Consider the following 15,297-nt stretch of genomic DNA (forward strand, 5'->3'; position numbering starts at 1 on the left):
CGTCAGGCCGGGTTGGGCGCGGCGAAGTGCTCCGCGTAGGTATCGAGGTCCTCGGCGCTCAGCGCAAAGACCCCTTCTCCGCCGCGCTCGAACTCCAGCCACAGGAATGGCACTGCCGGAAAAGCCGCCTCGAGATGACGCTGGGAGTTACCGACCTCGACGATCAGCACACCGCCATCGTTCAGGTAGGCACGCGCTTCGCGCAGGATCCGCCGGACGATATCGAGACCGTCGCGACCGGCGCCGAGCGCCAGATCGGGCTCGTGGCGAAACTCGGCCGGCATCGCCGCCAGATCGCGGGCATCGACATAGGGCGGATTGCTGACGATCAGATCGTAACGCTGGCCGGCCACGCCCGCGAACAGGTCGGATGCCACCGCCCGTACGCGCCGGCCGACGTCGTGACGCACGATATTGGCCTTGGCGACTTCCAGCGCCTCGACGCTGATATCGACCAGATCCACCTCGCAGGTCGGCAGGTAGAGCGCGGTGGCGATACCGATACAACCGGAGCCGGTGCACAGATCGAGCACCCGTGCCGGCGGCAGCTCGTCGAACCAGGCGGAGAACCCCTGCTCGATCAGCTCGGCGATCGGCGAGCGCGGGATCAGCACCCGTTCGTCAACTTCGAACGGGAAGCCGGCGAAGAATGCTTCCCCCAGCAGATAAGGCAGCGGCCGTCGCGTTTCGATGCGCGAGCGCACCAGCGCCACGATGCGCCGGCGCTCGATGCCGAGCAGGCGCGCATCGAGCACCGCCGGGTCGACGTCCCACGGCAGATGCAGCGCACCGAGCACCAGCGCCACCGCCTCGTCCCAGGCACTCTCGGTGCCGTGACCGAAGTGCAGGCGATGGGCGTGAAACTCGCTGGTCGCCCAGCGCAGACAGTCGCGCACGCTGATCAGATCACCGGCGAGGGCATCGTCGGTCAGCGTCAGGGTCGACTGCATCGAAGGCATGGCAAGGGCTCGCATCTGGCGGAAAAACGGACGACGATTGTACCCGCAAGGTCATGCGCTTCACAGCCGGTCATGCCACTGCTGCTGGAATCGTTTACCCTAGCGCCCGATTTCGCGCTTCCCATCCACCGACAGCGGCCAGCAGAGGCGAGCGGCAATGATCCATGCAGGCGACGACGACGATTACAACGCCTTCCGTCAAGCGCTGGAGGCAGCCGGCGTCAAGCGGCTGAAGACCAATCGCGCCGATACCGGCAAGCCGAGACGCAATCGGCTAAACGTCGAAGCCAGGCGCGAAGCGGCGGAACAGGCCCCGCCGCAGTTGCAGTCGCAGCTTTCGGACGGCGGCGTCGAAGCGGTGACGCCGCATCAGCGGCTCGAGTTCGCGATTCCCGACCTGCCGCCGCGCACGTTCGCCCAACTCAAGCGCGGCCATATCGCCTGGGAGGGCGGCCTCGACCTGCATGGGTATACCCTGGACGAAGCCCGCGCCGAGCTCGAATCCTTCATCGACGATGCCATTGCCAACCGCGTGCGCTGCGTGCTGGTGGTCCACGGCAAGGCCCGCGGCTACCGGGGCAGCGGCGCCGACTACCCGGTGATCAAGAGTCACGTCAACGCCTGGCTCAGGAACTGGTCGCGGGTGCTCGCGTTCTGCTCGGCCAGCGAGATCGACGGCGGCACCGGCGCACTCTACGTCCTGCTGCGCACCCGCGGCGACTGACGAGCAGTCTCAACCATGGCGCTTGGGCGACGACAGCGGTAGCGGCATGCGCCGCTGGGGGTCGGCGCTGGCGGCCGGGTGGCGCGCGCCATCCGTCGGCTCGGCGGGCACGTGAGTCTGGTCGCGCTGGGATTCGTGGCGATCCAGCGCCTGCGCCGCCAGGTGCCGCCCCAATTCGATCAGCGCCTCGGCACGATGGAACTCGTAGGCGCCGCAGACGCTCTTGGGAATCTCGATCAGCACGTCCGGCGGATAGCCCGCCACCTTGTATTTGGCCAGCGCCGCCTGGGTGATGTCGAACGAAGCCAGCATCATGTCGAGCTTGCTCCAGGCGCGCTCGGTCTGGCTCGCCAAACTGCCGTTCTCGCCCGCCTCGTCGTCACCGGAAGTCGATATCATTCCCTGCACCCGGGTTCTGACGCCTTTCAGCCAGCCGCCGAAACTCTTGCCAGCGGCTTCACGCTCGAGTTCGCGGGCGTGCTCTTCGGCCGCCTGGTCGGCCGGCAGCAGATCCTCCAGCGTCACCGGGCGCGGCGTTTGCGCCGTGGCGTTGACCGCCAGCACCAGATCGGCATCGACGGACACCGTGGGGATGATCGGGAGCGGATTGAGCAGGCCACCGTCGACCAATACGTGACCGTTCTCCTGCACCGGCGTAATGATCCCGGGCACGGCGATGGAGGCACGAATCGCGCGCAACAACGGCCCGCTCTGGAACCACACTTCGCGCTGGCGCGTCAGATCGGTCGCCACGGCGGTGAACGGCATCGGCAGATCTTCGATGTCGATATCGCCGACCAGCGACTCCAGTTTGGTCATCACCCTGCCCGCGCGCATCGCGCCCATGGCGCTCCAGGTGATGTCGACCAGCCGCAACACGTCGAAATAGTCGAGCTGACAGACCCAGTCGCGGTAGCCTTCGAGCTGCCCCGCGGCGTGGACGCCGCCGATCAATGCCCCCATCGAGCAGCCGGAGAGGGAGACGATCTCGTAACCGCGCGCCTCGAGCTCCTCGATCACTCCAATATGGGCGTAGCCGCGGGCGCCGCCGCTGCCCAGTACCAGCGAAACCCGCGGTTTCATCGCTCGTCCTCCCGCTCCCGTCGTTGACTCCAGCGTACGACCTCAGCCGCCACCTGCGCCACCCGCACGCGCTCGAGATGCAGATGATGCCCGCCCGAAAGCACCCGGCGCTCGAGTCGCGCTATCCGGCGGCAGGCCTCGCCCACATGGGGACGTTCGTTCAGCACGCCTCCCGTTGCCTGCAACAACAGCGCCGGCGCGCCGATCTCGGCGACCGTCGCCAGCATCTGCTCCGGCGCCCAGCGCAGCAGCGACGGCATCGTCAGACGGCGGTCGGTACGCCAGCGGTAGCGGCCATCCTCGCCACGCAACAGGCTGCGTTCGACGATCGGCCGGGCGGTATCGGCGTCCATCCGCGTCACGCCGCCGCGCACCCGTGCGGCCACGGCGGCCTCGAGACTGTCGTAACCGGCGCCATCGCCGCGCGGCCGACGCCGGGCGCGCAGGGCCGTCCGTAGCTGCTCGACGGTCTCGCTCGCGTCACAGGTGGTCGACGCCAGGCCATCGATCAGGATCAAACGTTCGACTCGCTCCGGGCACGCCGCGGCCAGCAGGCTGGAAACACCGGCGCCCATGGAGTGGCCGATCAGCGTCACCGCCGGCAGTGACAGCGTGTCGAGCGCCTCGATGACATCGGGAAGATAGCCCCACAAGGGATAGTCGGCATCGTCGCTACGCGCCCGCGAATGCCCGTGCCCGGGCAGATCCAGCGCCACCAGCCGGATCCCCAGCGCCTCCACCAACAGCGGCGCGAGACGCGCAAAGGTGGCGGCGTTGTCCAGCCAGCCGTGCAGCCCCAGCCAGGTCGGCGCGTCGGCATCGCCCCAGCTCAGCGCCGCCAGCCTTCCGCCGGCAAGCGACAACTCGTCCGCTGTCATGGCGCCTCTCCGGTCATGGCGTCGATCGCCTCGACGATCGCCGTGCGCGCCTCGTCCGGATATTCGAACGGGAACATGTGGCCTCCCGGCACGCAGCGCAGCGGTACGCCGAGACGGCTCAGATAGCGGCGCCGAGGCGGAGTCAACAGGTCGGATTCGGCGCCGGCGACGACGCTCAACGGCACACGCAGCTGCTTCACCACGGCGGTAAGGTGATCCGGCAGGTTGCGGAACACCGCCGCCTCGGTCCGCGGTGCGTAGACCAGGCGCGCCGCGCCCTGTGCGTCCACCTGGGTGGCACCGGTGACGTAATCCTGCATCGCCTCGTCGGTAAAGCGACTGAAAAGCGCCCGACGCCGCAACGATCGCGCCATGACATCCCGACTTGGCCACTGCTCCCGACGTTTCAGCGTCTTTCCCGCAGGCGTCACCCGATCGGCGAAACCCGCCAGCTTGGCAAATTTCAGCATCCAGGCATCGCGCCCGAGCAACAGCGGTGGGTCGAGCGCCACCACTGCGCGGAAGCGCTCCGGCGCCTCACGTGCCGCCATGATCGATAGCACCCCGCCCATGGAGTGGCCGACGGCGACGACGGGCGTCTCGAGCGGTGCGATCGCCGCCAGGTACTCGTCGCGCAATGCAAGCCAGTTGCGCCCGACGGGAAAGTCGGGATGGTGGGCCAGCCGATCGAGCGGATGCAGTGTATAACGCTCGGCCAGTGGCTCGAGCAGCGTGCGGTAACTGGCCCCGGTAAAGCCGTTGGCGTGTGCGAACACCAGAGGATAACGCAGCATCGATATCTGAATTCCCGTAAACTATCGCCTTTCGTCGAATGCCCAACCCGGCTGACGAGGACCGGCCACGAACCTGTCGCCGGTGACGCTCGCCAGTCGTGATACCGCGTTCGGACACTTCCCGTTGCCAAGGATTGTACCGTGTCTCGCAAAGGTTCCCATCGCGATACCCGACTTCGAAACCGCCTGTTCTGGGCCGTTCTGATCGCCGCGCTGGTGGTGGGATTCTGGCTCGTCCGCGGCGGAGAGTGAATCATGGGGCTGTTGGCTGCTTTTACCCATACCCTGGAAATCACGCTGCCGGTCTTCTTGATGGTCTTTCTGGGTCTGGGACTCAAACGGCTCGGCTGGATCGACTCGCATTTCATCACCACCGCCTCGATGCTGGTGTTCAAGGTGACGATGCCGACGCTGCTGTTCTTGAGCATCATCCAGGCGGACCTGGACCGCGCCCTGCAGCCGAAGCTGATCGGCTATTTCGTGGGCTATACCGTACTCAGTTTCTTTCTTGCCTGGGCCTGGGCGGTCTGGCGCCATCCGTTCGCCGAGCGCGGCATCTTCACCCAGGGCGCCTTCCGCGCCAACAACGGCATCGTCGGGCTGGCGCTGGCGGCCAGTCAATACGGCGACTACGGCCTCTCGGTGGGCGGCATCCTCGCCGGTGCGGTGATCGTCATTTACAACCTCTTTTCGGTGATCATCCTGTCGCTCTATAGCGACGAAGCGGCGACGGATCTGCGTTCGCTGGCGCGCAACCTGGCCAAGAATCCGCTGATCCTGAGCGTCGTCTTCGCCATTCCGGTGGCACTGTTGAGGATCGATCTGCCGGGTTGGCTGATGACCTCCGGCGGCTATCTCGGGGCCATGTCGCTACCGCTGGGACTCATCTGCATCGGCGGCACGCTGTCGGTGACGGCGTTCAAGAGCAGCAGCGTCATCGCGCTCGATGCCAGCCTATGGAAGCTGGTCTGGGTACCCCTGCTCGGCGTGCTCGGCGCGCTGGCGCTGGGTATCGAAGGTCCCGCCCTCGGCATTCTGTTCCTCTATCTTGGCTGCCCGGGCGCCGCCGCCAGCTTCGTCATGGCCAAGGCGTTCAAGAGCAATGACAAACTCGCCGCCAACATCATCGTCATCACCACCTTCGCCTCGATGTTCTCCCTGAGTCTGGGGTTGTTCGTGCTCAAGTGGCTGGGGTTGGTTTGAGGAATCAGCTGGATCATTGGATGGAAAAGGTCGAGGCCGCTCTCTGTCGAGCGGCCTCGGATTGCTGCCCCTTTGCCAAGGCAACGTATTCTTGTGAGTCAAGTTCACAACTGTCGCAACATTACCCTATCTCTCGCTCGTGATGACGAGGGGGCTTAACGCTCGCCCCCTCGCCGCTCCCCCTCTTTAGCGCCACAAGACCGTGAAACCCTGGTCGATCAATCGCTTGTACTTCGGGTCGGCACGCAAGGACATCCCTGTCCCGGCATGCCTCTTGCGACATCCATGTCGCAAGACCCGGCTTAGCGATTGCCGTCCAGCACGATCTTGGAAGGCGCTTGAGGTGGCTCTGGCGACGCTGGAGATTTCATCAGCAGTCTCAGGCCGCTCTATCAAGCGGCCTGAGGTTGGATTGACGAGAGTTTGCGTGCTGGCAATCAGCCCTCGCGCTTGCCATCGACCAGCCGGCGCAATCCGAGCGGGTTGTCGTCCTTGACGGCTTCTGGCAGCAGGCCTTGCGGTAGGTCCTGATAGCAGACCGGACGCAGGAAGCGGAAGATCGCCGCGGTGCCGACCGAGGTGGTACGCGCGTCGGAAGTCGCCGGGAACGGCCCGCCGTGAACCATCGCATGGCACACTTCGACACCGGTCGGCCAGCCGTTGGCCAGAATGCGCCCCGCCTTGCGCTCGAGCGTCGGCATCAACGCCCTGGCGGCGTCGATATCGGCATCGTCCATCTGCAATGTGGCGGTAAGCTGCCCTTCCAGCACTTCGGCGACACGCTTGACCTCGGCGGCATCGCGGCAGGCGACGATCAGCGAGGATGCGCCGAAGACTTCGTCCTGGAGCGATTTGTCGGCGATCACATCTTCGCCGGAAGCGACGAACAGCGCGCTCTGGCACTGGTTGGCACCTTCGCCCTCCAATCCACGCGCCACTTCGCGAACCTTGCTGTTCGTCGCCAGCGCATTGACGCCCTGACCGTACGCCTCGTGAATCCCCGGCGTCAGCATCGTCTGGGCCGTGCTGCTCTTGAGCGTTTCGCCCGCCGCCTCGATGAAGGCATCCAGCCCCGGTCCCTGTACCGCGATCACCAGCCCCGGATTGGTACAGAACTGCCCCGCGCCCATGTTGAGCGAGCCGACGAACGCCTCGCCCAGTGCCTTGCCGCGCGCCTCGAGCGCCGCCGGCAACAGGAACACCGGATTGATGCTGCTCATCTCGGCGTAGAACGGAATCGGCTCCGGGCGACGCTGGGCGATCTCCAGCAATGCCAAGCCTCCCTTGCGCGAGCCGGTGAAACCGCCGGCCTTGATGCGCGGGTCGGCGACCAGTGCCTGGCCGACCTCGAAACCGGAATCGTGCAGCATCGAGAACACGCCTTCCGGCAGCCCGCACTTCTTGACCGCCGCCTGGATCGCGCGACCGACCATTTCGCAGGTTCCCGGATGCGCCGGGTGAGCCTTGACCACCACCGGACAGCCCGCTGCCAGCGCGGACGCGGTATCGCCGCCGGCGACCGAGAACGCCAGCGGGAAGTTGCTCGCGCCGAACACCGCCACCGGGCCCAGCGCGACATGGCGCTGGCGCAGGTCGTTGCGCGGCAGCGGCTGGCGATCCGGCAGCGCCGGGTCGATACGTACGTCGAGCCACTCGCCGGCGCGCACGGTATTGGCGAACAGTCGCAGCTGGCCGCAGGTACGGCCGCGTTCCCCCTGGATGCGGCCCTGTGGCAGGCCGGATTCCGCCACCGCTCGCTCCACCAGCGCATCGCCGATCGCCTCGATCTCGTCGGCCACGGTTTCGAGAAACTTGGCCCGCTCCTCGAGCGAGGTTTCGCGATAGGTATCGAACGCGGTCCAGGCCAGTTCACAGGCCCGTGCGACATCTTCCGGCGTGCCGCCGGGAAATTCGGGCGAAAGACGCTCCCCCGTGGCCGGATTGATGGCCACGATGGGATCACGACTGCCTTTTACGCTCTGCTGCCCAATCAGTAATTCGCCAGTCAGATTCACGTTGCCTCCTAGAAAATGAAGAGTGGGAAGCGTCGACGTCACCGCGCTCGCGAGCGCTTCGACGCCGAGGCCGACGCCGGCCTCGCGACGCGAACCAGCGATCAGCCTATGCTTCGGATCGATCCTGATAGGCGGCGTAGTTTTCGTACGCCCGTTTGAGATGGCGGTGCATGGCATCGCGTGCCACATCGCTCTGTCCCAAGATTACCGCCTCGAGAATCTCGGCATGCTCGTGCGCGACTCTTTCAAGGTAGTAAGTAACGGTCGCCGGGTCGAGTTCCACCGCGAGCAACTTGGTGCGCGGAATCGCGCCTTCGTTGAGCTGTTCGTAAAGCGAAGCGAAGAACGGGTTATGCGTCGCCTCGACGATCGCCCGATGGAATACATAGTCTTCGTGGCGCGCTTGACTGCCGGCCTCGCAGGCGGCGAGGAACTCCGCGTGCGCCGCCTCGAGCGCCTCGATGTCCGCGGCCGTATGGCGCTCCGCGGCCAGGGCAGCGGCCTGGGCGTCGAGGGTGATGCGCAGCTCCAGCACGTGAAGAATATCCTCGACGGTCGTCGCGCTGATGCGACGCACGGGGAAGGCGCTCTCCGGGGCGGATCTCAGCACCCGCGTGCCGATGCCACGGCGCGTCTCGACCAGCCCCATCGACTTGAGATGAGCGATGGCCTCGCGCACGGCGGTCCGGCTGACGCCGAACATCTCGCACAGCTGGCTTTCGGTCGGCAGTTTGTCGCCGACGGCGATCTTCCCCTGCGTGATCAGAGCCTCCAACTGCTGAGCGATCTGGCGCGAAAGGCTCTCCTGCATCGAGATGCGCTGCACCGTCCAGGCCTGGGTCTGCTCCATCGTGTCTTCTACCTCTTCATAAACGCCTCATGGCGCCGGTCCGGTTTAAGAACCTGTCTACGATCTGCTGCGCGTCGGCCAAACAGTGTTGAAAACACTTTCGGAATGCTCATTTAACCCCATGTAAACTCCGCTTCCTCAAGCGTTTCCGCCTCGTTTGGCTCTAGCTCGCGAGATCGTAAACAGATTCTAAAATGCGAGCATATCAGCTTGCTCCCGCGTGGCGGGACTCAGAGCCCGTTCACGCATCGTCGGGATGGCCTAGCGTGACGAACTTGCCACCCTGATAAACCACGGCCGGGTCCGCGGGATCGAGCTTGCCGTCAGCCGCCTCGACTTCGGCGCGCCAGGGCGCGGAACTCTCGCGGGGCTTCCAGCCGAGGAAGCGCGCGCGGTGGTTGTCCCACCACTGCTCGTCGTTGTCGGAAGCGCCGTAGACCACAGTATGACCGAGCTTGGGTGCCCGGAAGGCACGCTCGATCAGTGCCAGGAAATCCTCGACGCCGAGCCAGGTGGCCAGCATGCGGGTGTCCTTGGGCTGTGGAAAGCAGGAGCCGATGCGCACGCTCAGCGTCTCGACCGCGAACTTGTCGTGATAGAGACTCGCCAGATCCTCGCCAAAGCACTTGGAGACGCCGTAGAGAGAATCCGGACGGCGCGGGACGCTGCTATCGAGGCGCGCCGTGCGCTCGTAGAAACCGATGACATGGTTGGAACTGGCGAATACGATACGCGGCCTGCCCTGCTTGCGGGCCGCTTCAAAGAGATTGTAAGCGCCGATGATATTGGCCTGGAGTATGTCCTCCCAGGGCTTTTCGACCGAGATGCCGCCGAGGTGAACGATACCGTCGCAGCCGGCGACGAGGCGCGAAACCGCAGCCGCGTCGGATAGCTCGCAGGCAACGATCTCTTCGTGATCGGCCGCCGTGCCCAGATCGGCGATATCGGAAAGGCGCACGTTTCTGGCCAGCCGGGCAAGATGCGGCCGGATCGCCCGGCCCACGCCACCGGCGGCGCCGGTGACCAGTAATCGATTCAACATGGTGTCGTCTCCTTGAATGGGTTACGGGCGCCGCCACGGCGCCCCTCCAAAAGGCTCCGGGGCGGACTACCGCAGCAGTTCCGGCAGCCCGAGCGAGATCGCCGGCACGTACGTCACCAGCATCAGCACCGCGAACAGCGCCAGATAGAACGGCCAGATGGTCTTCACCGTCTGTTCGATCTTGATACCGCCGATGGCGCTACCGACGAACAGGCACCCCCCCACCGGCGGCGTGCACAGGCCGACCCCCAGGTTCATCATCATCAGAATGCCGAACTGGATCGGATCCATGCCGAACTGCTGCGCCACCGGCAGGAAGATCGGCGTGCAGATCAGGATCAAGGGCGCCATGTCCATGATCATGCCGAGCGCCAGCAACAGCAGGTTGAGCAACAGCAGGATGACGTAGGGGTTGTCGGAAATCGAGGTCAGCGCTCCCACCAGCAATTCCGGCACGTTGTAGAGCGCCAGCAGATAGGAGAACGCCGAGGCGCAGCCGACCAGAATCATCACCAGCGCGGTGGTCTTGACCGCCTGGTAGACCGCGGCCTTGAAGGCCTCCCAGCGCAGCTCGCGGTAGACCAATCCGGTAATCACGATGGCGTAGATGGCGCCGAACGCGCCGGACTCCGTCACCGTGAGGATACCGGAGAGCACCCCGCCGACGATGATCACCGCCGTCAACAACCCCGGCAGCGAGGCGAAGAAGCTGATGACCAGCGCCGCCCACCCCGGAAACGCCTCGCCGCCATAGCCGCGCTTGACCGCCACGACATAGGCCGCCACCGCCAGCGCGAGACACATCAGCACGCCCGGCACGATACCGGCGATGAACAGCTGGGTGACGGAGATCCCGCCGCCGGCGGCCACGGCATAGAGGATCATGTTGTGGCTCGGCGGGATCACCACCCCGGCGATCGACGACGTCACGGTGACGTTGACCGCATAATCGGTGTCGTAGCCCTTCTCCTTCATCACCGGAATCAGAATCGAACCCAGCGCCGAGGTATCGGCCACCGCCGAGCCGGAAATCCCGCCGAACAGCATCGACGACGTGACGTTGACCATCCCCAGCCCGCCGCGCATGCGTCCGACGGCCGCCGAGGCGAAACGCACCAGGCGGCGCGAGATACCGCCATGCAGCATCAATTCGCCGGCAAAGATGAAAAACGGAATCGCCAATAGCGAAAACACCGAAATGCCCGAAACGATGCGCTGAAAGCCAACGAACAGCGGCAATCCTTCGTACAGGAAGGTGACGATCGCGGCGAGGCCGACGGCGAAGGCGATGGGCGCGCCGACGACCAGGCCGAGCAGGAAGACACCGAAGAGTATCGCCAGTCCCATGGTTCAGTCTCCTGCCCGTGCGCCCGGGATCAGGCGTCGAATGAGGTTGGCGGCGGTGAATATCACCAGCAGTACACCGCAGATCACCAGTGGCGCCGCGCGCCAGCTTTCCGACAGGCCAATCATCGGAATCGGCCGCCCCATGTTGCTCAGCATCATCTGCCAGCCCTGCCACGCCATGAAGGCGCCGAACAGGATCACGAAACCGTCGGCCACGGCATGCATGATCGCGCGCGGTATGCGTGGCGCGCCCTCGCGCAGAAAGTCGATGCTCAGGTGCGAATTGAAGCGCACCCCGGCGGCGGCTCCGAGGCAAGTGATATAGACCACGATCAGCAGCGACGACTGCTCGATCCAGGTCGGCGTATCGTTGAGCACGTAGCGCCCGAATACCAGCCAGCCGAACGAAAAGATCAAAAACACCAACAGGACGCCGGCGACGATCAGGCACAATCGCGCCAGGCCATCCAGAACCCTGTCGCATGTCGAGCGCGTATCCGCGGCGGAATCCGAAGCGTTGTCCACGATGAAATCACCTCGAAACTGACGGAGACAGACGCCGGGCCCTGGCCCTCAACAATCCGGCAAGGGGCCCGGCGATGTTTGGCTTACTCGGTCTGACGGATGTCGTCGATCAGCGCTTCCATGTCGGGATGCGCTTCGATGAAGGATTGATAGATCGGCTTCATTTTTGCCTGGAAAGCCGCCTTGTCCTTCACCTGGTTGATTTTCACACCGGCCTGCTCGACGACTTCCTGGCTCTTCTCGACGCGCTCCGCCCATAGCTTGCGCTGTTCCTGAGCCGCGTTTTCGGCGGCGGTGCGCACGATCGACTTGTCCTCGTCGGAGAGCTCGTCCCAGCTCGATTCGGCGATGCACAGACACTCCGGAATGATCAGGTGGTCGGTCTCGGAGAAGTACTTGGCCACCTCGTAGTGGTTGCTGGATTCGAACGAGGGAAAGTTGTTTTCGGCACCATCGATGACACCGGTCTTGAGCGACTGAAATACCTCGCCATAGGGCATCGGGGTAGCGTTACCGCCGAGCGCATCGACCATCTGCACGTAGAGGTCGTTGTTCATCACCCGCAGTTTCAGCCCCTTGACATCATCCGGCTCTTCGATGGGATGGTCGGTGTTGTAGAAGCTGCGCGATCCCGAACCGAACCAGGACAGCGCGATCAGGTTCTTTTCGGCCAGCGCATCGGCAAAGCGCTTGCCGATATCGCCGTCCATGACCCGATACATCTGATCGACATCCTTGAACAGAAACGGCAGCGACAGCACGTCGGTTTCCGGAACGATCGGCCCCATCGGCCCCATATTGAAGTTACCGAAATCCAGCGCGCCGCTACGTGCCTGATCGATGGCGTCGGGCTGATCTCCGAGCACCGCATTGTTATAGACGCGGGGATTGATGCGTCCGTCGGTCTTTTCGGAAACCTCGTCGGCAAACGACTTCAACGCCAGGGAATTGGGATAGCCGTCGGGATGCACATTCCAGCCGCGCCAATCTTCCGCCTCGGCGGATAAAGAGACGCTCATCAATGCACCGGCCGTCGCCAATGCCGCTAGCGACAGCGGAATTCTGGAATACAGAGAGTAAGACATGGCGAGCTCCTTTTTAGCGGTGACAACGCTTGTTTGTTATCATCGACAAGGCTGCCATACATCATACTTCAGACAACATTAGACTTTGGAAGCGCAGACCAATGTCTAGTTAATCCATTGTAATAGATTAAAATTTCTAGCTTGAATTATTATAATTCATAGCGTTATGCCAGATTCTTTTTTCTCGTAACAGGAAAGACTTCGCTGGCAAATCATGAAAACGGCGAGTTTCAATCCCATCGCCGTTCGCTCGCCAGGGCCGTCTTTCCCTTCGTGACAGTGGAACGATACCGGGCTTCAGCGCACCAGGGCGGGCTGCTTGGGATCGAACGTCCAGCCATCGATCAGATACTGCATCGCCATGGCATCATTGCGGCTACGCACATCGAGGCGTTTATAGAGCGCGTGAGCCTGCTCGACCTGAGCCATGTCGAGCTTGATGCCGAGCCCCGGCGCCTGCGGCAGTGTCAGCTTGCCTTCGCGAATCGTGAACGGCCGCTCGGTCAGACGCTGGCCGTCCTGCCAGATCCAGTGGGTATCGATGGCGGTGATATTGCCCGGACAAGCGGCAGCGACATGCGTCATCATCGCCAGCGACACATCGAAATGGTTGTTGGAATGCGAGCCCCAGGTCATGCCCCATTCGTCGCATAATTCGCCCACCATCACCGCGCCCTGCATGGTCCAGAAGTGACAATCCGCCAGCGGAATGTCGACCGCGTTGAGCTGAACCGCATACTGCAATTGCTTGAAATCGGTGGCGATCATGTTGGTCGCCGTGGGCAAGCCGGTGCGCTTCTTGAATTCGGCCATGGTTTCGCGCCCGGACCAGCTCTGCTCCTGGCCGCAGGGGTCCTCGGCGTAGCTCAGAATATCTTTGATCGGTTCCAGTACCCGCACCGCCTCGTCGAGCGTCCAGGCGCCATTGGGGTCGAGGGTCAGTCGCGCCTCCGGGAACGCCTCGTGCAGCGCACGGATGCAGTCGGCCTCCTCCTCGCCGCGCAGCACCCCGCCCTTGAGCTTGAAATCCTTGAAGCCGTAACGATCGAAGGCCGCCCTGGCCAGATCGGCCACCGCCTCCGGCGTCAATGCCTCGCGGCGGCGCAGCTCGTCCCAGGCGTCGACCGGGTTCTCCGCCCTGGGATACGGCAGATCGGTCTTGTCGGGATCGCCGAGCAGGAACAGGTAACCGAGTGCTTCGACCTCGTCGCGCTGGCGCCCGTAGCGGCCGAGCAGATCGGCGACCGGCTGTCCCAGCGCCTGGCCGTAGAGGTCGAACAGCGCCGACTCGATCGCCGTCAGCACGTGGACCGCGACGCGCAGATCGAAGGTCTGGCGGCCCCGCTCCTCGCGACCGTTGCCTGCCAACACCCGCCGCGCGCGGTTGAGGGTCCGCTTCACCTCATTGACCGGCGTGCCCTCGACCAGCGAGCGGCACTGCTCCAGCCCCTTGAGAATGCCGTCGCTGGTCGGAATCTCGCCGACGCCCTGATGGCCGGCATCGTCTTCCAGAATCAGCAGGCAGCGGATGAACCAAGGCGCATGGCCACCGCTCAGGTTGAGCAGAAAGCTGTCGTAGCCGGCGACCGGCACCACGCTCATCTTGCGGACTTTGGGAAAATTCATGCTCGTACTCCTGTCCATGCTCTTATTGATGAGGGAAGCGCCGAATAAATCGGCGAGCAGGATGAAGCGCAAGGCGTACGGAGCGCGAGCCTATGGGGTATAGGTGAGGATTCCGACCGGGCTGGCGCTCCAGCACCGCGCAACGCAGCGATTCGCCTGCGCAGACATTTATGCAGCGTTTCCCCTAGCCGCGCTGGCCGAACTCGGCACTATCCACCGTCCACCGACGGGCCTGCTCGGTCAGGGTGATGCCCAAACCCGGGCGATCCGGCACCAGCATGCGGCCATCGCGGGTTTCCAGGCGCTCGTTGAACAGCGGTTCGAGCCAGTCGAAATGCTCGACCCAGGGCTCGCTGGGATAGGCCGCCGCCAGGTGCAGATGAATTTCCATGGCGAAGTGCGGCGCCAGTTGCAGGCCAGCGGCATCGGCCAGCGTGGCAAGCTTCAGGAACTGAGTGATGCCACCGATACGCGGCGCATCGGGCTGGATGATGTCGACGCTGCGGTGACGGATCAGCTCCATGTGCTCGCCGACGCTGGCCAGCATCTCGCCGGTGGCGATCGGGGTGTCGAGAGCGCTGGCCAGCGCCGCATGGCCTTCCGCGTCGTAGGCGTCGAGCGGCTCCTCGATCCACACTAGGTTGTACGGCTCCATGGCGCGGCCGAAGCGCAGCGCCGTGGCGCGATCCCACTGCTGATTGGCATCGAGCATCAGCGGCACGTCGTCGCCCAGGTGCTTGCGCACCGCTTCCACGCGCTGCAGATCGACACGCATGTCCGGCTGGCCAACCTTGATCTTGACGCCCTTGATGCCATTTTCCAGCGAGCGGGTGGCGTTCTCTTTCACCTCCTCGATCGGCGTGTGCAGGAACCCACCCGACGTGTTGTAGCACTGCACCGAGTCGCGGTGGGCGCCGAGCAGCTTGGCCAGCGGCAGGCCGGCGCGCTTGGCCTTGAGATCCCACAGCCCGACGTCGACCGCGGCGATCGCCTGGGTCGACAGCCCGCTACGCCCTACCGAGGCTCCCGCCCAGACCAGCTTCTGCCACAGCTTGCCGGTGTCGTTGGGGTCCTCTCCGAGAATCGCCGGAGCGATCTCCTTGGCATGGGCGAACTGGCCATAGCCGCCGGCACGCTTGGAGTAGCTGAAGCCGATGCCCTGATGC

General features: G+C 64.3%; 14 protein-coding genes. 2 read left to right on the forward strand and 12 right to left on the reverse strand.

The genetic code is table 11. The annotated features are described in order from the left end of the window. Nucleotides 1-2: 2 nt before the first annotated feature. On the reverse strand, nucleotides 3-959 hold the full coding sequence (gene prmB / locus DOM57_RS15695) for a 50S ribosomal protein L3 N(5)-glutamine methyltransferase (protein WP_204352999.1): 957 nt from the start codon (nucleotides 957-959) through the stop codon (nucleotides 3-5). Between the two features lie 157 nt (nucleotides 960-1,116). On the opposite strand from prmB, the gene DOM57_RS15700 reads away from it, so the two are divergent. Beyond that, complete coding sequence (locus DOM57_RS15700; protein WP_110650135.1) at nucleotides 1,117-1,683, forward strand: Smr/MutS family protein; 567 nt, start codon at nucleotides 1,117-1,119, stop codon at nucleotides 1,681-1,683. 9 nt (nucleotides 1,684-1,692) lie between these two features. Here DOM57_RS15700 and DOM57_RS15705 read toward each other — a convergent pair whose 3' ends face one another. From DOM57_RS15705 to DOM57_RS15715, 3 genes are read right to left on the reverse strand one after another with little or no spacing between them, the layout of a single operon-like run. Further along, nucleotides 1,693-2,766, reverse strand: coding sequence for a patatin-like phospholipase family protein (locus DOM57_RS15705; protein WP_110650136.1), 1,074 nt, complete (start codon nucleotides 2,764-2,766; stop codon nucleotides 1,693-1,695). Continuing rightward, nucleotides 2,763-3,644, reverse strand: a complete 882-nt coding sequence (locus DOM57_RS15710) for an alpha/beta hydrolase (RefSeq protein WP_110650137.1) — start codon at nucleotides 3,642-3,644, stop codon at nucleotides 2,763-2,765. Before DOM57_RS15710 ends, DOM57_RS15705 begins: the two co-directional genes overlap by 4 nt. Then, nucleotides 3,641-4,438 carry an alpha/beta fold hydrolase gene (locus DOM57_RS15715; protein ID WP_110650138.1) on the reverse strand — a complete coding sequence of 266 codons (798 nt, stop codon included), beginning with the start codon at nucleotides 4,436-4,438 and terminating at the stop codon, nucleotides 3,641-3,643. The genes DOM57_RS15710 and DOM57_RS15715 overlap by 4 nt, the downstream gene beginning before the upstream one ends. Nucleotides 4,439-4,693: 255 nt before the next feature. Between DOM57_RS15715 and DOM57_RS15720 the strand changes: the two genes are divergently transcribed. Then, entirely contained in the window at nucleotides 4,694-5,641 is a 948-nt protein-coding gene (locus DOM57_RS15720; protein ID WP_110650139.1) for an AEC family transporter, read from the forward strand. Between the two features lie 437 nt (nucleotides 5,642-6,078). Here the strand turns inward: DOM57_RS15720 and DOM57_RS15725 are convergent, their stop codons facing one another. The 8 genes from DOM57_RS15725 to DOM57_RS15760 form a co-directional block, all read right to left on the reverse strand. Beyond that, a complete protein-coding gene (locus DOM57_RS15725; RefSeq protein WP_110650140.1) occupies nucleotides 6,079-7,656 on the reverse strand; it encodes an aldehyde dehydrogenase (NADP(+)) in 1,578 nt (525 codons plus the stop codon). A gap of 106 nt (nucleotides 7,657-7,762) precedes the next feature. After that, complete coding sequence (locus tag DOM57_RS15730) at nucleotides 7,763-8,506, reverse strand: FadR/GntR family transcriptional regulator (RefSeq protein ID WP_110650141.1); 744 nt, start codon at nucleotides 8,504-8,506, stop codon at nucleotides 7,763-7,765. Between the two features lie 241 nt (nucleotides 8,507-8,747). Further along, nucleotides 8,748-9,548, reverse strand: coding sequence for an NAD-dependent epimerase/dehydratase family protein (locus tag DOM57_RS15735; RefSeq protein WP_110650142.1), 801 nt, complete (start codon nucleotides 9,546-9,548; stop codon nucleotides 8,748-8,750). A gap of 66 nt (nucleotides 9,549-9,614) precedes the next feature. Further along, nucleotides 9,615-10,895: a TRAP transporter large permease gene (locus DOM57_RS15740; protein WP_110650143.1), complete on the reverse strand. Its 1,281-nt coding sequence runs from the start codon at nucleotides 10,893-10,895 to the stop codon at nucleotides 9,615-9,617. Nucleotides 10,896-10,898: 3 nt separating this feature from the next. Beyond that, nucleotides 10,899-11,420: a TRAP transporter small permease gene (locus tag DOM57_RS15745; protein WP_110650144.1), complete on the reverse strand. Its 522-nt coding sequence runs from the start codon at nucleotides 11,418-11,420 to the stop codon at nucleotides 10,899-10,901. 83 nt (nucleotides 11,421-11,503) lie between these two features. After that, on the reverse strand, nucleotides 11,504-12,505 hold the full coding sequence (locus tag DOM57_RS15750; RefSeq protein ID WP_110650145.1) for a TRAP transporter substrate-binding protein: 1,002 nt from the start codon (nucleotides 12,503-12,505) through the stop codon (nucleotides 11,504-11,506). A gap of 297 nt (nucleotides 12,506-12,802) precedes the next feature. Then, nucleotides 12,803-14,131, reverse strand: a complete 1,329-nt coding sequence (locus tag DOM57_RS15755; protein ID WP_110650146.1) for an enolase C-terminal domain-like protein — start codon at nucleotides 14,129-14,131, stop codon at nucleotides 12,803-12,805. Nucleotides 14,132-14,315: 184 nt separating this feature from the next. Next, on the reverse strand, nucleotides 14,316-15,297 hold a 982-nt coding region (locus tag DOM57_RS15760; protein ID WP_110650147.1), incomplete at its 5' end, for an L-talarate/galactarate dehydratase.

Origin of the sequence: Salinicola peritrichatus (assembly GCF_003206715.1) — a bacterium.
Taxonomy (GTDB): Bacteria; Pseudomonadota; Gammaproteobacteria; order Pseudomonadales; family Halomonadaceae; genus Salinicola; species Salinicola peritrichatus.